The organism is Streptomyces sp. NPDC033270, assembly GCF_055576575.1.
This window is the reverse complement of record NZ_JBVIRA010000006.1, coordinates 204,593-227,170: the sequence shown is the minus strand read 5'-3', so window position 1 is coordinate 227,170 and position 22,578 is coordinate 204,593. Positions and strand designations below refer to the sequence as shown.

Genomic DNA, 22,578 nt, shown 5'->3' with positions numbered 1-22,578 from the left:
GATCCGTCATGGGATCAGCATCACACGAGAAGCTGCTCGGATACCTCAAGCGCCTCACCGTCGACCTGCACCAGGCACGCGAGCGCCTGCGTGAGCTGGAGGAGGGTGACCGCGAGCCGATCGCGATCGTCGGTATGGCGTGCCGGTATCCGGGCGGTGTCGACTCGCCCGCCGCCCTGTGGCGGCTGCTGGCCTCCGGTGGGGAGACCGTCGGCGCGTTCCCCCGTGACCGGGGCTGGGACGACACACTGCACGACCCGGGGAACGGCGGCCGAAGCGCGACGGGCTCCGGCGGCTTCCTCTACGACGCGGCGGACTTCGACGCGGGCTTCTTCGGTATCAGTCCGCGCGAGGCCCTGGCCATGGACCCGCAGCAACGGCTGCTGCTGGAGACCGCCTGGCGGGCCTTCGAGGACGCCGGGATCGACCCGGAGTCGGTGCGCGACACCGAGACCGGCGTGTTCACCGGGCTGTCCTGCAACGACTACGGGCTGGGGTGCGGCGACGTGCCCGAGGAGGCCGAGGGTTTCCTGACGACCGGGACGGCGGGCGGCGTCGCGTCCGGCCGGATCTCCTACACGCTCGGCCTGCGCGGCCCGGCCATCACCGTGGAGACGGCCTGCTCGTCCTCGCTGGTCGCGCTGCACCTGGCCATCCAGTCGCTGCGCAGCGGCGAGTGCACGATGGCGCTGGCGGGCGGCGCGACGATCATGGCCACACCGCAGTTGTTCACCGAGTTCACCCGCATGCAGGGCCTGTCCCCGGACGGCCGGTGCCGCCCGTTCTCGGCCGCCGCCGCGGGCAGCGGGTTCTCCGAGGGCGTGGGCGTGCTGCTGGTGGAACGGCTGTCGGACGCCAGACGGCTCGGCCACCGGGTGCTGGCCGTGGTGCGCGGCAGCGCGGTGAACCAGGACGGCACCAGCAACGGCTTCACCGCACCGAGCGGGTCCGCGCAACAGCGGGTCGTCCGCCAGGCGTTGAAGGACGCGCGGCTGTCGCCCGGTGACGTCCAGGTGGTGGAGGCGAGCAGCACCGGCACCCCGCTCGGCGACCCGATCGAGGCGCGCGCCCTGCTGGCCGCCTACGGGCGTGATCGGGACCGGCCGTTGCGGCTCGGCTCGCTGAAGTCAAACATCGGGCACTCCCAAGCGGCGGCGGGTGTCGCGGGGGTCATCAAGACGGTGCTGTCGATGCGGCACGGCAGGCTCCCCGCCACCTTGTACGTGGACGAGCCCACCCCGCACGTCGACTGGTCGTCGGGCGCGGTCGAGCTCGTCGTCGAGGAGACCCCATGGCCCGAGACCTCAGGGCCGAGACGCGGTGCGGTGTCCTCGCAGGGCATCAGCGGCACCAACGCCCACGTGATCATCGAAGAGGCCCCGGTCGTCCCCGAAGGGGCGCCGCCCGGCGAGGGGTTCCCGCCCGCCGAGCAGGACGGGCCACGCCTGCTGACCCTGTCGGCCAAGACCCCGGCCGCGCTCGCCGAACTCACCGCGCGCTACGCCGACCTGCTCGCCGAAGGAGCCGCCGACGACGCCGAGCAGGCCGACGGCGATTCGCTCGCGTCGATCTGCCGGACCACGAGCCTCGGGCGGGCGCACTTCACGCACCGGCTCACGGCCGTCGCGTCCTCCCGCGCCGAGCTGCGGGACCTGCTCACCCGGACGCGGCCGGACGAGGAGCCGCCGCCCGGCGTCCGCGTCGGCGCGCGGACCGCGGAGACGAGCCGGGGCCCGGTGTTCCTGTTCACCGGCCGCCTGGAGGGACGGTACGCCGACGCGGCCGCCGAACTGGCCGCGGCCGAGCCGGAGTTCCGCCGCGCCCTGGGCCAGTGCGCCGAGCCGTCCGGCGGCGCGGGGCCCGCGCCGTTCGCCGTCGCGTACGCGCTCGCCGAGCTGTGGCGGTCGTGGGGCGTGGAGCCCGCCGCCGTCCTCGGCCACGGCATCGGCGAGCCGGCGGCCGCGTGCGTCTCGGGCGCGATGAGCCTGGCGGACGCGCTGCGGGCGGCGGCCCGGACTCCGGTGGACGCCGCCGAGCCGGAGCGGTTCACCGACGCGGTCGCCGCGCTGCTGCGCGACGGACACCGGACCTTCGTGGAGATCGGATCCGCCTCGCCGCTCCTCGACCAGGTCCGGGCGGCCGAGCACACCGTCTTCCTGCCGTCGCTGTGCGAAGGGCAGGAGGGCGGCGACGCCCGGCGCACGCTCCTCGACGGCCTCGGCGCGCTCTACACCCGAGGCGTCGGGATCGACTGGACGCGCGTGCACGGCGAGCCCGCCGGGCCGCCCGCGTCGCTGCCCGGATACCCGTTCCAGCGCGAGCGCTACTGGCTCTGGACGGGCGGCCCCCGCAGCGCGCAGCCACCGGCTCACCGCGGTCAACTGCTGGCGCAGGTACGGCTGGTCGACGCCGACGGTACGCCGGTGGCGCTCGCCGACGGCGTACGCCTGGAGGCGGTACCCGGCACATCCGAAACGAAGCAGGGTGCCGCCGGGCCCGAAACGGCGGGGCCCGCCGCGCCCGAGAGTGGGAACGCCGCCGAGCTGGTGGCCGGCATCGTCGGCCGGGCGCGCGGCGCGGCCGTCACCGGCGACGACCTGGACCTGCCGCTGCGGAGCCTGGGCATCGACTCGCTGATCGCGATGGACATCCGCCAGACCCTCGCCCGGCGGCTCGGCGTGGACCTGCCGCTGCGCGACCTGCTGGACGGCCGGAGCGTCACCGAGATCACCCGCACCGTCCAGGCGGCCCGCGCCGGCGGCGCGGACCGCACCGAGGAGCCCGGGGACGGGATGGCGCTGGTCGCCGACCCGGCGGCCCGCCACGAGCCGTTCCCGCTCACCGACCTCCAGCAGGCCTATCTGGTCGGCCGGACCGACGCCTTCGAGCTCGGCAACGTCTCCACCTCCTTCCTCGTCGAGGTCGACGTCGAGGAGACCGACCTCGACCGGCTCGCCACCTCCTTCCGGCACCTCGTCGACCGGCACGACATGCTCCGCGCGGTGGTGTCCGGGGACGGGCACCAGCGGGTGCTCGCCGAGGTCCCCGACTACCGGATCGCCACGGTCGACCTGCGGGCGTGCGACGACGCCGAACGGGCCCGCCGCCTGGCGGCGATCCACGAGGAGATGCGGCACCAGGTCTTCGACACCGAGGTCTGGCCGCTGTTCGACGTCCGGGCGACCCTGCTCGACGCGCGCACGACCCGGCTGCACCTCAACTTCGACGCGCTGATCATCGACGGCCGCAGCTCCGGTCTGCTGTTCCGGGAGTGGGCCGAGGCCTATCGCTCCGGGACGCCCGCGGCGCCCGCCCCGGCCGTCACCTACCGCGACTACGTGCTCGCCGCCGCCGGGACGGACGCCGTACGGCGCGAGAAGTCGCTCGCCTACTGGCAGGCACGCGTCGCCTCCCTCCCGCCCGCGCCCCAGCTGCCGCTGCGGCCGGGACCCGCGCCGCGGCGGCCGGTGTTCACCCACCGCACGGCCCGGATCGAGCCCGGGGCATGGCGGGGCTTCAAGGACCACGCCGCCGCGGCGGGCCTGTCGCCCTCGGCCGCCCTGTGCGCCGCGTATGCGCAGGTCCTCGCCGCCTGGAGCGCCGCGCCGCGCTTCACGCTCAACCTGCTGGTGTTCAACCGACGGCCGCTGCACGAGGACGTCGGCAGGGTCGTCGGAAACCTCAGCGCGACCACCCTGCTGGAAGTCGACGCCGCCCCCGCCGAAGCCTTCGCCTCGGGCGCCATGCGGCTGCAGGACCAGTTGCTGACCGACCTCGACCATGGGCACGTCACCGGCGTCGAGGTGCTGCGCGAACTCAACCGCACCCGGGGCGGGACCGGTCTGGCGAGCATGCCGGTGGTCTTCACCAGCACGATCGGCTTCTCGGGGCAGGGCGACGGCGAGCGCGGCGCGCTCACGGCACTGACCACGCTCGGCGCCTCCGGCCGGCTGGCGTCCAGCTCGGTACGGACACCGCAGGTGTGGCTGGACCACCAGGCCCTGGAGGAGGCCGGCGAACTGGTCCTCAACTGGGACGTGGTGGAGGAGATGTTCCCCGCCGGTGTCGTCGACGGGATGTGGGACGCCTACCTGGACCTGGTGCGGGACCTGTGCGGCGAGGGGGCGTGGCGCCGTCCGCCGTCCGTGCTCGCGCCGGTGGCGGACCTGGAGGTGCGCAAGGCGGTCAACGCCACGGACGCCCCCGTCCCCGCCGAGCTGCTGCACGACGCCTTCCTTCGGCAGGTCAAGTCCCGGCCGGACGCGCCCGCCGTCATCACCACCGAACGGACCCTCAGCTACGGCGAGTTGGACCGCCGCTCCGACCGGATCGCCCGGTGGCTGATCGACCGCGGCGCGGGCCCGGGCGCGGTCGTCGGCATCGTGATGGACAAGAGCTGGGAGCAGGTCGTCGCGGCGCTGGGCATCCTCAAGGCCGGTGCCGCCTATGTGCCACTCGACGCCGCCATGCCCGGCCGCCGACTCCGGATGATCATGGAGACCGCCGGTATCGAGCTGGTGCTGACCCGGTCGGCGGTCGCGGACGGGCTCGACCTGCCGGAGACGACCCGCTCACTGCACGTCGACACCGAGCCGGCGGACACCGGCGCGAACGGCCCCCTGCCGCCCTCCCCGGCCAGGCCCGACGCTCTCGCGTACGTCATCTTCACCTCGGGGTCCACCGGGATCCCGAAGGGCGTGATGATCGAGCACACCGGCGCGGTCAACACGATCCAGGACATCAACGACCGGTACGGCGTGACCGCACGCGACCGCGTCCTGGCCCTGTCCGCGCTCCACTTCGACCTGTCGGTCTACGACGTGTTCGGGCTGCTCTCGGCCGGCGGCGCCCTGGTCCTGCCCGACGCCTCGGCGCAGCGCGAACCGGCCGCCTGGCTGGAACTGGTGAACCGGCACCGCGTGACGATCTGGAACAGCGTCCCCGCGCTGATGGACATGTTCGTCGCACATGTGCGGGCCCTCGGCGGCCCGCCGTCGCTGCGCGTGGTCATGATGAGCGGTGACTGGATCCCCGTCACCCTCCCCGGAGCCATCGCCGCGACCCTGCCGAACGCGCGGATCCGGAGCCTGGGCGGCGCGACCGAGGCGTCCATCTGGTCGATCCAGTACCCGATCACCCGCGTGGACCCGGACTGGACGAGCATCCCGTACGGCCGGCCGATGCAGAACCAACGTTTCCATGTGCTGGACGAGGCGTTGCGGCCGCGCCCGACCTGGGTCCCCGGCGACCTGTACATCGCCGGTGCCGGCCTGGCCCGCGGCTACCTCGGCGACGACGCGAAGACCCGCGCGGCGTTCCTGCGCCACCCGGTGACGGGAGAGCGGCTCTACCGGACCGGCGACCTCGGCCGTTACCTGCCGGACGGCGACATCGAGTTCCTGGGGCGCGCGGACTTCCAGGTCAAGATCCAGGGGCATCGGATCGAGCTCGGCGAGGTCGAGGCGGCGCTGCTGCGCCGGCCGGACGTCCGCGCGGCGGTCGCGGTGGCCGAGGGCGAGCGGGGCGGCCCCCGACGGCTCGTCGGATACGCCGTGTCCGGCACCTCCGAAACCTCCGAGGACGAACTGCGCGAGGCGCTCGGCCGGGAACTGCCCGGCTACATGGTGCCCGCCCGCATCGTCCTCCTGGACGAACTGCCGCTGACCGCCAACGGCAAGGTGGACCGCACCCTCCTGCCGTCGCCCGACGAGGCGGCCCCCCGCTCCGGAGAGGCGATCGCACCGCGCGACGCGACCGAACGGCTCCTCGCCGAGATCTGGGCCGAGTTCTTCGAGCCCGCCGTCGGGCCCGTCGGTGTCACCGCGAACTTCTTCGACCTCGGTGGCGACTCGATGCTCGCGGTACGGATGATGGCCCGGATCCGGCAGCGCACCGGCCGGTCGCTGCCGGTGGCCACGCTGCTCGCCCGGCCGACCGTGGAGTCGCTCGCCGAGGCGCTGCGCGATCAGCCCGGCGACGAGGGCCGGGCCGCCCTGGTCACGGTCCAAGGCGCCGGGACCCGGCCACCCTTGGTCTTCGTCCACCCCGTCGGCGGCGACGTGCTCTGCTACGCCGGCCTCGCCGCCCTCCTGGACGACGACCAGCCGTTCCACGCCCTCCAGTACCCCGACCTCGAACCTGCGCCGCGGACCGTGGCCGAGCTGGCCGCGCACTACGCCGACGCGATCACCGAACGGTTCCCGGACGGGCCGTACCGGCTCGGCGGCTGGTCCATGGGCGGCGTGATCGCCCTGGAGATCGCCCGCCTGCTCGCCGGACGAGGGAGGACGGTCGAGCTCGTCGCGGCCGTGGACCTGCTCGAACCGCCCGGCCGTGCCGAACCCGCCTCCGACGCGGCGCTGCTGGCCCGGTTCGCCCGCGACCTGGCCGGGCTGGCGGGAAGCAACTACAGCCCCTGGCCGGCCGAGTTCGAGCCCACGCCCGGCCGGTCCCCGATCGAGGAACTGCTCACGCGGGCCCGGCACGCCGCCGTCCTGCCGGACGAGATCGACGCCGCCACCCTGGAACGGCTCGCCGGCCGTTTCCTGCACCTCAGCCGCGCGCTGGCCGACCACGAGCCCACCGCGTACCGGGGCAGGGTCCGGCTCCTGCGGGCCATGGACGGGGCCACCGCCGCGACCACCCGGCAGTGGCTGGACCTCCTCGGCGACGGGGCCGAGAGCGTCGACGTGCCCGGCGACCACTACAGCGTCATGCGCCCCCCGAACCTCCAGACGCTGGCAGCCGAGCTCGGCAAGTCCCTGGACGACCTGTGACCGGAACGAACGCAACCCCCGCCGAACCCACCGCACCTGCCGCATCCGCCGAAGAGCCGAAGCAGCCGAACCTGCCGCACCCGCCGCATCCGCCGAAGAGCCGAAGCAGCCGAACCTGCCGCACCCGCCGCATCCGCCGAAGAGCCGAAGCAGCCGCCCCAGGAGGACCCGATGACCACCATGGACCTGCCGACCCGGGCCGAGAGCGCCCTGACCGCCGCATCGGTCCTGGACCGCGTACGGACGTACGCCTCGGGCCTCCCGGCCCACTCGCCGCAGATCGAGCGGCTGGGCCGGATTCCCGGTGACGTCCTCGACGGCCTGAAGGCCACCGGGCTGCTGCGCGCCGCCCTGCCACCGGCGCTGGGCGGTGTCGAGATGACCGCGCCGGAACTCACCCGGGCCGTCGATCTGCTGGCCGAGGGGGACGCCTCGGTCGCCTGGTGCGCCGCCGTCGCGCTGAACGCCGCACTGGCCGTGGTCTCGCTGCCCCCGGAGGTGTTCGCCGAGCTGTTCCCGGACCCGGACCTGATCACCACGACAGTGCTGCCGCCGACCGGGCGGGCGGTCCGGCAAGGCGGCGGATACCTGCTGTCGGGCCGCTGGACCTACGGCAGCGGGATCACCCACGCCGATCGCGTGATGGCCGGGTTCCAGACCCCGGAAGGCCCCCCGAGAATCGCCGTCTTCGACGCCGCACACGCACGGGTCCTCGACAGCTGGCACACCACCGGGCTGCGCGGCACCGGCTCCCACGACTTCGAGGTCGCCGACCTGTTCGTCCCCGCACGCCACACGTTCGAGCTCGTGCCGTCCGGCACCCGCCAGGAACCGCTCCACCTGCGCGCCGACAACCTGGCCCTCAAGATGGCGGGTGTGCCGCTGGGCATCGGCAGGCTCGCGCTGAACGCCGCCAGGGAGCTCCTCACCGCCCGGCATCCCGCGCTGCCCTGGCCGGGCGTCCCGGCCGACCTCGCGCACGCCGAGTCACTGATCGGCGCGGCGGACGCCTACGTGTACTCCACGCTGGAGGACGTCTGGTCCGCACAGGCCGCGGGCCTGGCACCCGAACGCGGCACGGCCGCACTGGCCCGCCAGTTCGCGCACCGGGCCTGCCGGGAGGCGGTCCAACTCCTGTACGACGCCGTGGGCTCGACCGCGGTCTACACCGAACGCACCCCGCTCGACCGGTGCCTGCGCGACCTCATCACCGCGAGCCGCCATGTCGCCTCCTCGCAGAAGATCCTCGACGCAGTCGGCACCCTGCGCCTCGGGGGCACCGCCGCGTCACTCCACCTCTGATGCCGATCGACGACCGACAGGCCGCACACGGCGCCGCAGGTCTCTCAGCCGATCCCCAGCTCCCCCAGCACCCGACGCTGAGGCGGTGACGGCACGAGCCGTGCGCGGATGCGCCCGGGGCGATGGTCCAAACGGTCGGCTGGATAAGCTCGTCAACGGTTGTAGCAGGCTGTCGCGAGTGCGAAAGCCGCGTTCCGCGTGCGCGAAGGGCCCTGTGGGCTCGAAGGGGGTTCTCATGACCAACAGGCGGGGAAGCGGGCCGGGGCCGGGCGAGCGGGAGATCGACGACTCCGAGTTGATGGACGTCGCGCAGGACCCGGAGCAGGCTCACAGCCTCCACAAGGCGCTGCGCACTCTGTCCGACAACCCCAATGTGAACGGCCCGCTCCAGGAGATGGCCCAGGGCATCCTGTCGGGACGGATGGGAATGACCGAGGCCATCAAGAACGAACGCTACATGGACGCACTGGGCGACCGCATGACCGAGATCCGCCGCGCCGCCGAGTCGCAGACCATGGCGGACCGCGAGGCCGAGCGCGAGAAGCGCGAGCAGTGGGAGCGCAAGCGGGACGAGGACGAGCAGAAGGAGCGCGCCGAGCGCGACGGTCCTTCGACCAACCTGGTCACGGGCCCGAAGAAGCGGGGACGGGGTGGACACCGGGGTTGAGCCCGGAGCCGGATACGGACCAAGGGCCCGTGTCCACGGAGGCCCGGGCCGTCTCGCCGGCGCACCGCCTACCGGCTAACGACGGGGAGGCCCTCGAAATGGCCCGCCCCTTCTTCGGTGACCACCGGGCCTGACGGCACCCAGACGCCGTTGCGGGTGCGCGAGTGCGACGTCGGCCACCCCGAACACGGCGATTACTGTGTCTCGGAAGGTGTATCGGCCGGACGCTCCCGGGAAAGCACTGTGAAACCCAGGGGTTGAGGGCTTGTCAGTGACTCTGGGTACGCTGGCACCGACATGAAACGGACGTGAACCGGCATCGCGATGACGCCGGTTGGTGAACGGGGGCGCAGTCATGGGCGACGGGTTCAAGAGCAATCCGCAGACGCTGAAGGCCGAGGGGAAGAGCTTCTCCGAGATCGGCAGGGATTTCTACCAGGCGACCGCCAAGCTGAAGAACGGCCTGGCCGCGCAGGGTGACGGTGGCGGCGGCGGAGGCGCAGCGCCGAAGGAGACGACGTTCTCGAGTGTCGTCCAGGACGCCTGGAAGGGGCTGACCACCTTCAGCGACAAGGAAGGCACCCCACCGTGGGGTGACGACGAGCTCGGCGAGAAGTTCGGCGTGGTCTACGAAGGCCTGCGCGACGGCATGACGGACTCGATGGATCACCTGGCCACCAAGCTCAACGAAATCGGCAAGGCGTTGGAGCGGATGGCGAAGAACCACGAGGAGAACGAGGACTTCAACGACGCTCTGGTCAAGGAGCAGAAGCCGGAGAACCAGTTCGGCGGCGAGGTGCGGATTCTGAAGTCCGTGAGCAAGTGACACGGCCCGCCCGCCGACTGCCCCGCACCAAGCCCGAGTCCCACCGCATGACCCCGCCTGCCCCACAGCCGCCCCTTCACTGACAGGAGAGAGTCCGTGTCGCACCCCGACGCGCCGGAACCGGTAGCGCCCATCCCCACCACTGCCGAAGAGGCGCTGGCCGCCGCTCGCGCCCGATTCGAAGTACTGGATCTGGAAGGAAACCCGGCGCCGTTGTACGTGACGGAGTTCGACATCGGCTTCCTCGTCCACGCCGTCATGCCCCCGCCGCCGCCCGGCACTCAGGCGCCGTTGGGTGGCAGTCACATGGTGATCTCCAAAAGCGACGGAGCCGTCACCTATGTCCCCAACTTTCCGCCGGACTCCGCGATCGAGCTGTACCGCAGCCTGCGCCGGTCCAATGGCTAGGGCGGCCGCCTGAGGGCTGGACGGCTTTGGGCCGGATGGCTGCTACAGCACTGTGACACACCAGAGTTCAGGGATCAGAAGAGCCGTTGGGTAGGCTCTGGCATGGGCATGGCTCTGTGCCGACGCAAGCCGGCTGAGCAGTCACGAGGCTCCGATTGGCGCCTTCGGCAGCAGCAGAGAAGCAGGGGGCCCTTCCGCCGGCGGTGAGGCGGATGCGGTCGGTCGGCCCACAGGGCCGGGACAACACGAACTACATGGGCGATAACGGGGGTCTTCGTCGTGGCTTTGATGCTGCCGAACGCACTTGAGTGGGTTCTCGAGATGTGTGGCTTCGAATGGCCCACAGGCAACGAAGACAAGATGATGGAGTGCGCCAACACCTGGCGCCAGTTCGCCGCTGATGTGGAGAGCCTCCAGGCCCGTGGCATGACCGCCGCCGGCAACGTCCTCGCCGAGAACGCCGGCGACTCCATCGAGGGCTTCAACAAGACCTGGGAGAAGTTCGCCGGCGGCTCGGGCTACTTCGACGACGCCCGCCAGGGCGCCGAGCTGATCGCCATATGCATGGACGCCGCGGCGATGCTCATCATCGGGCTGAAAGTGGCGGTGATCGCCCAGTTGGTCATCCTGGCGATCGAGATCGCCGCGGCCCAGGCCGCCGCTCCATTCACCCTGGGTCTGTCCGAACTCGGCGCGATGGGCGCGGCCGCCGCCACGCGGATGATCCTGCGCAAACTCCTCAAGGAGATAGCCCAACAGATCTTGCAGGCGGTGTTGGAGACCGCCAAGGAACCCTTTGTCTCCGCTCTGGAAGCCATGGTCTCCGACCTGGTCGCCCAGACCGTCGAGCAGAACTTCGGCAAGCAGTCGGGCTACGACCTGGGCCGCACCGCCAAGAAGGGTTACGAAGAGGGCAAGGAGGCCCTGAAGAATTCCGGTTCCACCTTCGGTGAGTCCCTGCGCGACGGCGCCGGTTCCCGCGCGGGCCATGGTGCCCGCAACGGACTGACCAACAGCGGACACGACGGCGGCGACGGCTCGTCGGACTCCGGCAACGACAGCTCGTCGAACTCCAACGATCCGTCGTCGAACAACAACTCGTCGTCCAGCGATAGCAGTTCGTCCAACGACAGCAGTTCGTCCGACAACTCCCCCAGCTCCTCCAATTCGTCGAACTCGCCCAGCTCGTCCAACGCGTCCAACTCGCCATCGAACGACAGCAGTTCGTCGAGCAACTCCCCGAGTTCCAGCAGTTCGCCGAGTTCCAGCAGTTCGCCGAGTTCCAGTAGTTCGCCGAGTTCGAGCAGCGGCGACTCCGGGCGCAGGGCACCGGATATCGGCGGTCCGTCGCCCTCGTCTCCGTCGAGCGATTCGGACAGCTCTTCGTCGAGCCCGTCCTCGTCGTCGAGCCCGTCCTCGTCGTCCGATGGCCCGTCGGCTTCGAGTTCGCCCTCCTCTTCCTCCAGTACGCCGTCCCACAGCAGCACGGATAGCACCGGCAGCCCGGACTCGTCGAGCCCCTCGTCGTCCTCCCCCTCACCAAGCCGTGGCTCCGACTCGCCCAGCCCTTTCGACGTGGGCACCCAGGCCTACAACGAGAGCGTCGGTCGTTCTCCGGGCGACGACTCGTCCACCCCCGACTCGTCCACCCCCGATCCGTCCACCCCCGACTCGTCTCCGGACTCGTCCACGCCGCCCACCACGACGAGGCCGGACGTCGAGGGCGGACCGGCCCCCGACACCGCCCCTGACTCCGCCCGTCCGGACAGCACACCGGACGCCCCGCCGAGCACGGCACCGGGCAACGAGCCGTCCATGCCCTCGAACTCCTCGCCCATCCAGGGCCCGGGCAGCACGCCGGATGTCGATGGCTCCCCGGCGCCGGACACCACTGCGGACAGCGCTCGCCCGAGCCACCCGGAAGGCGTCGGCGCCCACACCCCGGAGCAGGGCGCGTCCATCCCGGACCCGCGCACCACCGAGCCCGCGCCCATGCCGTCCCCGCCGCCGGAGACAGACCGCCCCGAGGCCGCACCGGCCCCGGCCCCCGACAACTCCCGCCCCGAACCGGCCGTGCACCAGGTCGACCGCGACTCGGTCACCTCCATGCCCGCACCGGCCCAGGGCCCCACGCCGGGCGACTCCCACGACGGCAACAACAACGACAACCAGAACCAGGGCAGCGGCCGCGTCTCCATGCCGAGCGGCGCCATGCCCGGCCACACACCCACCGCACACCCCAGCCCTGGTCAGGGCCACGCGCCGACACCGTCAACGCCGACCCAGCAAGACCCGGACGACGACAACATGGGCCTCATGGGCAACGTCGCCACGGCGGCGCCCCCGACCCCCGGTACGCAGCACGGTGAGGCGGGCATCCCGCAGCAGGCGTCCCCGTCGTCCGCGACGCCCTCAACGTCGCCCCCGGGTGCCATGCCACCACCGGCGGCCGGCCCCATGCCGACGCAGGCGCCGGCGGCCGGCAACCCCACGACGACGAGGCCGCGGGCCACCACGCCCAGCGCCACGACACCGCGTACGGAACAGCCGAGCACCAGGCCCACGACGCCGTCGCGGGACACCCAGCAGAACCGTCCCGCATCGCCGCCGCGCACCTCGACCCCCCGCAGCGAGACACCGAGCCGCCCGACCACGCCGCCCCGCGGCGAGCAGCCGACGAACCGTCCGACGGACCAGCAGTCACCGGTCGAGTCCCCCACTTCCACGCCGAACGACCAGGGGATGCCGGCACCGAACAACCAACAGCCGGACAGTCAGCAGCCGGACGCCACCGACCAGACGCCCGATCAGAACCAGCCCCCCGCTGACGACAGCACCACCCAGCAGCCCACTGCGCCTCCGCCTCCGGCCCAGGCAGACAACCTCTCGGACATCCGTAACGACCTGAACATCCCGTTCGAGGGCCTGACCACACCCGACCCCGCCCATCAGCAGGACCTCGAGAACGCCCACCCGAGGAACCCCGACGGCACCCCGCAGGTGTACGCGGACCCGCGGCAAGGAAACTGGGCCAGTCTGCAGAACGACGGCGGCGTCGGGGTGCCCGGCCGGTCCAACAACTGCGCCGACTGCACCCGCTCGTTCCTCGAGACATGGTTCGGCCGCCCGACGGTGTCCGCCCCGCGCACCTTGGACCTCAATGCGGACGGCAGCCTGAACACCTTCTCGGCGGAGCGCGACTCGGTCGACAACCAGGCACGTTGGGCCGGCGCCCCCAGCACGTACGCGGGCAAGGACCATCCCAACCCGTACGCACGTATCGCCTACGAGCTGTCGCAGGCCGGGCATGGCTCGGCAGCCGTGATCGGCGTCAACTGGCCCGGCGGTGGCGGCCATGCCTTCGCCGCGGTGAACCACAACGGCCAGGTTCTGTTCGTCGACGCGCAAACAGGCGTCGTCAGCGAAAATCCGATTCACTTGGGCGCCCAAGAGGTCTTCTACACCCCGCTGGACGCCAATCGGAATCCGATCACTCCATACTTCCTGACCCCGTCGACGCCTCAGCCGTCCACCCAGAACACTCCGGACACCGACAACAGCCCGGGACCCGACTCGTCGACGGATCAGTCGACCCCCGACGCCCAGTCGGACGGTCAGTCGGACGGACCTTCCCGCACCTCGCCGTCCACTGACGAGGCGTCCTCCGACAACGACGACTCGACCGCCGAGCAGAACGCGAACGACGGCAGCACCGACACAGCGCCACCGTCGACGACCCCGGAGTCCTCCACAACGCCGGAGGCGACACCGGCCCCCGAAACGACGCCGACCCCGGAGACGACGCCGACCCCGGAGACGCCATCACCGCAGAACCAGGACACCTCTCCGGACACGAACACCACCCAGGAGTCCAATCCGGACCGGGTATCCGAGACCGCCCCGGACACAGACTCCACCCCGGGCCGGGACTCGGAAGCGACCCAGGACTCGGACCCGACGGACCAGGACGGCCCGCAGCCCGACAACGCACAGGACCCGCGGGACTCGCAGGACACGCAGGATTCTCAAGCCCCTCAGGATTCCCAGGACACCCAGGACACGCAGGACGCCCAGGACGCCCAGGACACCGACGACACCGACGACACCGACCAGCAACCGGAGTCGAGGGAACCGGTCTTCCCGTCCACCACCACGCGCCCCTCCGGTCCGCCGGATGGCTACGACGACCCCACCGACGCCGACAACCGTGCGCAGCAAGAGCGATTCCCGCGCAACGAGGACGGCTCGTTCCAGCAGGCCCCTGACCCTCGCGAGGGCACCTGGGTCGACGATCTGCGCGGCCAGAACCCCGACGAGTCCGGTCGCGACGTCAACTGCCCCGACGGATCACTGGCGTTCGTCGAGTCGTACGCGGGCAACCCCACGGTCGCCGCCCGCCGCAGCCCGAATGCGGACGGCACCCCCGCCGACACTCCCGAGCCCAACGGCCGCGACCGTATCGAGAACGCCCTGGGTGCCGAGTTCGACGACTTCGGCGACGGCCGCGACGCGTACAACAACCTGGAGACCGCCCTCCTCAACGAGGGCCACGGCTCACAGGCCGTGATCATCACCCAGAACGCCGACGGCCGTGCCCACGCCTGGAACGTGGTCAACCACAACGGCCAGATCGTCTACGCCGACCCGCAGACGGGCCAGCACAGCACCACCCCGCTGCACAGCGGCAACAACGGCGTCTTCGCGATCCCGTTGGACGCCAACCGTCGCCCCATCGCGACCACCAACCAACCCACCACGCAGAACCAGAGCCAGAGCCAGAGCCAGACCACACCTGTCGCTACCGACCACACCTCGCCCCAGCGCCCGGCCGGTTCGACCCCCGGGTCCAACGACCCCAGCGCGGAAGGCACTCGCGAACGGCGCAACCAGAGCCTTCCCGACCCGGAAGGACGGACCGATTCGCATGCGAACCTTCCTCCGGACACCGCACAGGGCGACCTTCGAGACGCGCACGACGTCCATCGGATCGGTCTGGACCCGGTCCAGGCGCAGATGCGGCAGTGGGCGCAGCCGCAAGGCGACCCGCCCCGGGTGCCCCTGGCCGACGTTCTGCGGGAATCCATCGATCGCCGCCAGGCGCACGCGGAGTCGGCGCAGCAGGTACGTGAAGCCAGGCAGGACTATGACAGGGCGCTGAAGGAAGTCGCCGACGCCAAGGCAGAGCGGACCAGGGCGGCGACCGCGGAGCGGAAAGCCAAGACCGACGACGCGAAGCAGGCGGCTCAGGCCAAGCGGGCGGCGGCGGAGCAGCGGCTCGCCCATGCCCAGCAGGCTCTCCCCCAGGCTGATGCCGCCCACAAGGCCGCGATGGCGGCGCACCGGAATGTTCCGATGCCGTCGACAAACTTCACCGACAGTGATCTCCGGCAGCATCTTGATCCCGCGTGGTCGCAGATGAACGACGGCCAGCGGTACGCCGCGATCGCCACGCTGGCCCGCATCAGCCAGTCCTTCCATGCCAACAACGCCGTTGGTGTGAACCCTGACCCGGCCGCGAACAACGACGCGTACAACAACGGAAAGTTCCACGAATCAGCGGCTCCCTGGCGACGTGAACTCGCCTCGCACCCGGACGGGACGAACCTTCGGGATGTGGAGGACCTCAAGCGGCTGCTTGAGGAGACGGATGGCAATTCGCCCGACTTCTCCGGCAAGAACTACGCGGTCGTGGAAGTTTTCGACCCGGACACCAAGGAAAGTCACTACATCGTCGATTCGTCGGTTCCCCCTGCCGTGGACGGCGCCGACCCGATGCACTCCGAGTCCCACATCCTCAATTGGATCGACCAGCTCAACGAGAATCGCGAAGCTCGGGAGCAGGCCAAAGTCGAGGTCAAGGGCCTCTACACCGAACGTGAGCCTTGTGGCCTGCCCAACACCAAATCCGGTCATCCCACCGGCCACGCCAACTGCTCCAGGACAATCAACGATTCCCAGGCGATGGACGGTGTTCCCGTCTACTACAGCACGACCTATCGAGCGGACCCGGACCTCAAGAAGCTCAAGGCGGCCGAGCGGGACAGACTGCGCGCGGAAGGCAGGACCGAGTCTCAAATCAGGACTGCGCTCGGCAAGTACCGCACGCCGAGTCAGCAGGTCCAGGACGCGGAGATTCAGCAACACCTGAACTTCGTCAACGAATTGGCACAGACGCTGGCGAATCCGGGCCAGAACACACCGCCGGGGCCAACGCACGACCAGAACACACCGCCCACCCAGGCGCCTCAGTCGGGCCCGTCCCATCCCACGGACCCCCACCGCACACCCCCGTCGGACCCGGCAGGCACAGACCGCAGGCCCCCGGCCGACCCCGCAGGCACAGACCGCCGTCCCCCCACCGACCCCGCAGGCACAGACCACCGCCCCCCGGTGGACTCCGCCGGCACGCCGACCACCAACCCGACCGATGGCGAGCGCACACCTTCGGCAGACCCCGCGAGCGCCAACTCCCCTGTGGACAACGGGACTGCGGACAACGGGGCTGCTGGCAACGGGACTGCCGGCAACCGAACACCCGCACCGGCGGACTCACAGCGCTCGAACCGCGACGTTCCGCCGACGGAGAGCGCACTCGCGGGCGCGGGAGGGGCCCCGCGACCCACCACCGCCGCCACGGGGGCGGCCGAGCAGGCCGGCGCCCCGAACCCATCCGCCGACGAGCCTCGTGAGGGGTCTCCCACCTCGGACAACCAGCCGGAAAAGCGAGGCCGGTTCAAGCAGCTCTGGCAGTCACTGACCCAGTCCGGTCCGGCCGAGCCCACCGAGATCACCACTGAGGTGGACCAGCCGCGCTTCGGCAACCACAAGAAGCCGGCGGAGTTCCAGCCCGACCGTTACGGCACTCCGCTGGACCGGCCCGACGGGACGCGCGTGCCGCTGTTCGACGGGCCTCCGTCGCGTGAGCAGACGCAGCAGGGTGCCATCGGCGACTGCGGCATCATCGCCACCTTGGGCGCCATCGCGAGCAGGTACCCGGATCTCCTCCAGGACATGATCCGGGAGACGGAGGACGGCAATTACGAGGTCCGTTTCCACGAGGTGCGGCGCAACAACTACGGCAACCAGGCTCCGACCGGCCGCATCCTGACCGTGCGCGTCACCCCGGACGTGCCCGTGTACAGCGAATTCCCCAACACCACCGCTTACGCCAACGCCAACGACACGGGCGTGGCCTGGCCGGCGATCATGGAGAAGGCCATCGCGGGCCTGGACCAATTCTGGGACGACAAGAAGCGCGAGCACGAGTCGCAGTTCCCCGCCCACAAGGACTTCGACGGCAACCTGCTGACGGGATACTCCCGCATCACCCAGGGCTCCACATCGGGCGACCGTGCCGAGCTGCTCGCCCAGCTCACCGGACGTACGTCGGAGAACCACGAATTCCCGACGCAGTACGATATGCACGGCCGCAGCCCGGAAAAGCAAATTCTGGCCCACCTGCGAGAGCTCACGGAAAGCGGCAGACCGGTCGTTATCGGCACTCGCCCCAAGGGCACGGGTGTGGAGAACAAGATGGAGAAGGACCTCCTGAGTTCACACGCCTACGAGATCGTCTCGGTCGACGACAAGGGCCTGATTCAGTTGCGCAATCCGCACAACTCGAAGCATCCCCAGCCGCTGACCATCAAGGAGTTCATGAAATACTGCAGCAACCAGTACGCGTCTTTGGAGGATGAGAAGTGAGTAATGCCGACACGATTCGTCTCTGGCACGGGATTCAGCGAAGTACCGAGAACGCTCGCTTCGCAGTGATGGACATCTACAGGGAGTCCGACGCCTCGGTCAGGGTTCGGATCGCGACCGTCGCCACCGAGGAGCAGGATCACACCGTCCGCATCGGTGAGACCTTCCCCGTGGGCGACGAGACATGGCAGCTCGCCGACTTGACGGGTTGGCCGAGCGAGGACGACTGGACCGTGGAGCTGCGCCGCGTCGCGGCGGCCCCGGCCTGATTCCGCCACCGCCCACCGCGCGTAGGGTCGAGGAGTCATCGCGCAACTGAGGAGGACCATGCCCGAGCCAACCACCGACACCCCCGGAATCCCCGGAATCCCCGGAATCCCCGAGGAAGAGGTCGCCGGTCGCGTCGGCGCATGGTGGCGTGAGGGTGGACTCGGCGGCCAAGTGGCCTTTCTTGTCGCTTCGGGCGGCCATGACGCCTCGGCCGTCATGCGGGAGACACACGAGCACGTGCCCGGCAGTGTGGTCGTCGACGCCACCGGGCTCACCGCCGAGCAGGTCATGCAGCAGGCCCTCACGGCGCTCGGAGTCGATCTGTCCGCGGACAAGCGGGACGACTGGCGCTTCGCGCTCGGCTCATGGCCCGAGGAGCGGTTGCTGCTGGTCGTCAACGCCCATCGTGCCGGGCCGACGCGGCGGTCGTACGAGCCCGAGCGGTTGGTGACCCGGACCCTTCCGTGGCTGGCGCGTGGCAAGTTGGCCGTGCTGGTCCATGTGGTTCCCGAGTTGCTGCCGGCCCGCGTTGATCCCCGGGCGGTGTTTCGGCTGTCCGCGGCGGCCGTCGAGTCTCTGCCGGCGATAACAGAGTCCGTTGCCGTGCGGGCGTTGGCACTGGCCGAGCCCCGCTTCGTACCCGTCCCGGTCTGGGCCCGACTTGTCACCGCACTGACCGGTGAAGCGGCATCCGAAGACGAACTCGCTGAATTCGCGAGGGAGGGGTCCGGAATTCTTCGGCTCGGACCTCTCGGAGTTTCCTTTGTCGACGAGGGCCTGGCCGAGATCTTGCGTCGGGATATCGAATCTCCCGAACTCTCCCGCGTCAATGGGCATGTGGTTTCCTGGCTGATGCGCTCGGCTTCGGGTTTTCGCCACCCCGAGGGGTGGGCCAAGCACGGTGCCGTCGGCCTGTACGCGGCCACTGGGCTCGCCATGCACGCCGTGCAGGCGGGAACGTACGACGAAGTTCTTCGGGACGGACATGTCGTCGACAATCTGCCGCAAACGGCGCTCATGGATGCGGCCCGAAGCATCACGTTCCTCATCCCCGGAAACACGGCCGCCGCCGACGCGATTCATCTGTGGGGCTGGGGCGTCACCCCGCGGCATCAGACGGAGTGGGCTTCGTGGCTGCACTTGATGGCGCTTTCGCGCGGCGATCTCGAGTTCGCGTCAGCGGTCGCCTCCTCTTCTGTGTCACTGCCCTGGCAGGCCAAGTGGGCCCATTGGCGGCCGCCGGGTGGCTGTCACGCGCACTATCTGTGGGCCGGGAGATTCGCCGCGCTGGCGGAGGTGCGCTGGCAGGGGCGACCCGCCATTGCCGGTTTGCAGCAGCGGACGGTGGACGGAGCACAGCAGCCGTATGTTTCGATCTGGGACGTGGAGACGGGAGACCGTGTCGCAGGCCCTTGGGAAAACGACGAGATCCCGCAGGAGCATCGTGCGGATCTCACCTGGCCCGCGTCACCCACGGACGGCTCCTCCACTTCGCCCGCTCTCGCCCGAGAACTGTTCGGCTCGTCGTCCCCCCGGCGAAGCGAGCAGGATTTTGTACTGCCTTGCGCGCCATTGACCGTGGGTGACGTCGTCGTTTTCGGGGGCGACTCGGGGCTGATCGCCATCCGGCCTGCGGACGGTGTGGACATCTCCGACTTCGGTGCCCGGCAGCAACCCCTGAGCTGGGATTACACGGACGCGGGCGCGGGAAGTCCGAGCGACGCGCCGGCCCCGAGTCACGAGGACGTCGTCACCCTGTTCGGCGAGGACGCGATCTACCCCATCGAGGTCGAGGATTTCCCGGATCGGCTCACCCACCCGGCGACCCGCGAACTTCTCCTGGAATTCGGGCTGCCCTACATGAACGAAGGGGCCATGGGGCTCTTTCCGTACGGCAACTGGGAGATCGGCATTCTCGACGAACTGCCCTCCTGGCCCGAGGGAATCGAGCCCGTCCCCGAAAGCGGGCCCTTCTTCCAGATCGGCAAGTGGATGGGCGGCAAGCTCGTCATCGACGGGCCCACCGGACACGTCCTGCGCGTTCCCACGAAGCCGGGCCAGGATCACCTCGCCGGCCTTCCCGCCGCGCACAGCCTCGAAGATTTCCTCACCATGGTCGCGCTGTGGGTCACCGGGCTGCGTACGCGGAGTCTTCTGCCCCCGGCCCATTCCGAGCGAGGGCAGATCCCCTATTGGGTCCTGGGAGCGCTGGCCGAAGTCGACGAAACGTGCGGTGAGCAGCCCGCCTGGTCGTACGTACTCCACAACGAGTGACGCCGTTCAGTCGGAGAGGCGGGCGACAAGGCGCCTCAGTCCCTCCTGGCAGTTGACCCCCGTCTGGAGCGCCTTCCATGCCTGGCCGACCTGCACCTCGGGCAGGTCGGGCAAGGTCTCGTCGATCCGTGAGCGCAAGCCCGGCATGGGCCTGGTGCCGATCAGGTCCTCAGGTCGCATCGTGGCCATCAGCTCTTCGATCGCCGGCCGGTCGGCCTCGGTCGGAAGGTCGGCCAGGACCAGCGCGACCACGTCCACGGACGCGAACTCCCGTGCCGCCGCCTCGTCCTTGAGCAGCTCGTCGACGACCCCGCCGATGTGCACGAAGGGGGCGAGCACATGCACCAGCCCGTTCAGGTCGAGGCCTGCGCGCAGGCGTTCGCGTTGGCGGTTCAGCCATGCGCACAGCACCTCACGGCCCAGGGGCGTACGGCAGATGCCCGGGGTGCTGCGCCAGCTGTTGAGTTCCGCGTCCCGGTGCGGGCGATAGTGACGGTGGTATGACACCCCCGCCTCCGGCAGCCCTTCCAGTTCGAGTTCGGCGTTGAGCGCGATGCGTAGTTCGCGGGCGAAGCGGGGGTCGGCGAGCAGCCGGGTCAGGTGCGGGCGCCGGTGGACGAGCATGTGGGCGGCGCCCGGGCTGCCCAGTTTCGGCGGCGGGTCGGCCAACGGCACCCCGTGTTCGAGGAGTTCGTCCGCCAGGTCGAGCGGGATGGGAGCCCGCCTGCGGTCGGGCGCGGGATAGGGCAGGCGCACCGGAACGGCGTCGGCCGCCAGGCGTGGGGCGAGGCGCACCGCCAGGTCGTACAGCTCGTCATTACGCGCACGCCAAGTGGGTTCGCTCGCCAGGCAGTCGTGCAGCAGGCGGGCCGCCTCTCCGGCGGGGAGCCCCGGGCGCTCGCCCGTCAACAGGGCCAGGGCACCGCTTCGTCGGAGCAGCGACAGCCAGCCCTCCGTGCTGTTCGCGTCGTCGGGGGTCAGCCGCAGTACGTCGTACACCGTTTCCGGGCGTCGCTCGACCAGCAGATCCAGGGCCTTCCCCTTCAGGGCGTCGACCCAGAACGTGTCCGTGTCACCCGCGCACAGCCCGACCCTCGGCACGATGTCCGCGAGCAGTGCGGCCACTTCGGACTCGGGATTCGCGCCCGCCGCCCGGGCCACCTTGCGCAGATCCGCGGCCATGCCCGGATACAGGTCGTGGGGCGTGTGGACGAGTCGCACCAGTACGTCGCGGAATCGCCGGAGTTGCTCCGGCGAGACCACCGCGCCCCGGGGAGCCAGTTCCTTGGCACGCGCACGTAGTGCCCCGATGGCCAGCGCTCCATGGTCCGCGAAGGTGGCGTATCGGGCGTCGAGCCATCGCTCGTCGGGCTTGGTGTGGTGCTCGCGTTCGGCGTTCCTGGCGCGCGTGAAGTACCCGGCGGCGTGCTCCTTGTGCTTTCCGCCCGCTTTCAGGCACATGTCGGCGAGTTCGTCGAGGAACGCGGGGAGGAACCTGGGTGCCGTCGCGGCCAGGTGGTCCAAGTCGCCGTCCAGGATGGACTTGTGGAGAAACGGGCTGCCCCAAAGGCTCCAGCCGAAGGCGTAGGCCGCCTCCAGGGCCTCCTGCTCCCGGCCGGGGTGCGCCGCCATCAGCCGCTCGGGAAAAGTGAGTTCGCCGTCTCCCGGAACCCGGATGCCGGTCGCGAACGTGTCCGTGAGCGCCCAGTCCTCCTGCGACGCCAAGAGCGCGTCCCAGTGGCGTGCGAAGGAGGCCCTCAGGAGGAGCGTCATGGTGTAGCCGTCGGGGTGGGCGTATGCCCGCGCGATCAGCGCCGCCTCGTCGACATCCGGTGCGGGCGGGTCGGCCACCGGCTCGACGCCGGCCTCGTCGAGTGCCTCGCGCCATACGGGGTCGGACGCGGCGAGGGCCATGGGCACGCGCGTGCCTGCGGTGGCCCAGGCTTCGGCCTGCACGCGCGCGTGCCTGCGGTGCCCGGTCAGCGCCCGCCGCAGCCGGTACAGCCGGCGTACGCCTTCGCTGTCCGCGAGTCGGTCGGGTGCCTGCTGAAGCTTCTTGCCGCGTGGATTGCGGTAGACGACCTGGAAGTCGTCGTCCAACTCGGCGGTGTATCCGTCCACGTCGTAGCGCCGGCCCATGGTCCGGTACTCCCTTCCCCGTCTTGACTGTTAGCGGCCCCGTCTTGGCTGGTATGCCGACACCTCGACGCGAGAGCGAAGAGGGGGGGGGGGGGGGGGGGGGGGGGGGGGGGGGGGGGGGGGGGGGGGGGGGGGGGGGGGGGGGGGGGGGGGGGGGGGGGGGTGGGAAGGTCTCATTTCGCTTCTCACCCCCCCCCCCTTCCCCGCTTGCG

Annotated in this window: 9 protein-coding genes; 8 read left to right on the top strand and 1 reads right to left on the bottom strand. The window is 70.6% G+C overall.

Annotated features, from left to right (window positions below; genetic code table 11):
- Window positions 1–8 precede the first annotated feature (8 nt).
- From ACZ5XZ_RS12520 to ACZ5XZ_RS12485, 8 genes are all read left to right on the top strand, one after another.
- Entirely contained in the window at window positions 9–6,776 is a 6,768-nt protein-coding gene (locus ACZ5XZ_RS12520) for an amino acid adenylation domain-containing protein (protein WP_468976981.1), read from the top strand.
- Between the two features lie 171 nt (window positions 6,777–6,947).
- The gene (locus tag ACZ5XZ_RS12515; RefSeq protein WP_468976978.1) at window positions 6,948–8,078 is read left to right on the top strand and encodes an acyl-CoA dehydrogenase family protein; all 1,131 of its coding nucleotides are present in this window, start codon (window positions 6,948–6,950) and stop codon (window positions 8,076–8,078) included.
- 235 nt (window positions 8,079–8,313) lie between these two features.
- On the top strand, window positions 8,314–8,745 hold the full coding sequence (locus ACZ5XZ_RS12510; protein WP_468976975.1) for a hypothetical protein: 432 nt from the start codon (window positions 8,314–8,316) through the stop codon (window positions 8,743–8,745).
- Between the two features lie 355 nt (window positions 8,746–9,100).
- A complete protein-coding gene (locus tag ACZ5XZ_RS12505; RefSeq protein ID WP_468976974.1) occupies window positions 9,101–9,571 on the top strand; it encodes a hypothetical protein in 471 nt (156 codons plus the stop codon).
- A gap of 96 nt (window positions 9,572–9,667) precedes the next feature.
- Window positions 9,668–9,979 (top strand): hypothetical protein, encoded by a 312-nt coding sequence (locus tag ACZ5XZ_RS12500; RefSeq protein ID WP_468976972.1) that lies wholly within the window; start codon window positions 9,668–9,670, stop codon window positions 9,977–9,979.
- A gap of 288 nt (window positions 9,980–10,267) precedes the next feature.
- Window positions 10,268–17,683, top strand: coding sequence for a toxin glutamine deamidase domain-containing protein (locus tag ACZ5XZ_RS12495; protein WP_468977053.1), 7,416 nt, complete (start codon window positions 10,268–10,270; stop codon window positions 17,681–17,683).
- Complete coding sequence (locus ACZ5XZ_RS12490; RefSeq protein ID WP_468976971.1) at window positions 17,680–17,952, top strand: DUF6406 domain-containing protein; 273 nt, start codon at window positions 17,680–17,682, stop codon at window positions 17,950–17,952. Before ACZ5XZ_RS12495 ends, ACZ5XZ_RS12490 begins: the two co-directional genes overlap by 4 nt.
- Before the next feature lie 58 nt (window positions 17,953–18,010).
- The gene (locus tag ACZ5XZ_RS12485) at window positions 18,011–20,227 is read left to right on the top strand and encodes an SUKH-4 family immunity protein (protein ID WP_468976970.1); all 2,217 of its coding nucleotides are present in this window, start codon (window positions 18,011–18,013) and stop codon (window positions 20,225–20,227) included.
- 6 nt (window positions 20,228–20,233) lie between these two features.
- Here the strand turns inward: ACZ5XZ_RS12485 and ACZ5XZ_RS12480 are convergent, their stop codons facing one another.
- Window positions 20,234–22,366, bottom strand: a complete 2,133-nt coding sequence (locus ACZ5XZ_RS12480; protein WP_468976969.1) for a hypothetical protein — start codon at window positions 22,364–22,366, stop codon at window positions 20,234–20,236.
- Window positions 22,367–22,578: the final 212 nt, after the last annotated feature.

What these genes read in the sequence shown, in the direction of transcription:
- ACZ5XZ_RS12520 (WP_468976981.1), top strand. Translation starts at nt 9, where the DNA reads ATGGGATCAGCATCACACGAGAAGCTGCTCGGATACCTCAAGCGCCTC.
- ACZ5XZ_RS12515 (WP_468976978.1), top strand. Translation starts at nt 6,948, where the DNA reads ATGACCACCATGGACCTGCCGACCCGGGCCGAGAGCGCCCTGACCGCC.
- ACZ5XZ_RS12510 (WP_468976975.1), top strand. Translation starts at nt 8,314, where the DNA reads ATGACCAACAGGCGGGGAAGCGGGCCGGGGCCGGGCGAGCGGGAGATC.
- ACZ5XZ_RS12505 (WP_468976974.1), top strand. Translation starts at nt 9,101, where the DNA reads ATGGGCGACGGGTTCAAGAGCAATCCGCAGACGCTGAAGGCCGAGGGG.
- ACZ5XZ_RS12495 (WP_468977053.1), top strand. Translation starts at nt 10,268, where the DNA reads ATGCTGCCGAACGCACTTGAGTGGGTTCTCGAGATGTGTGGCTTCGAA.
- ACZ5XZ_RS12485 (WP_468976970.1), top strand. Translation starts at nt 18,011, where the DNA reads ATGCCCGAGCCAACCACCGACACCCCCGGAATCCCCGGAATCCCCGGA.
- ACZ5XZ_RS12480 (WP_468976969.1), bottom strand. Translation starts at nt 22,366, where the DNA reads ATGGGCCGGCGCTACGACGTGGACGGATACACCGCCGAGTTGGACGAC.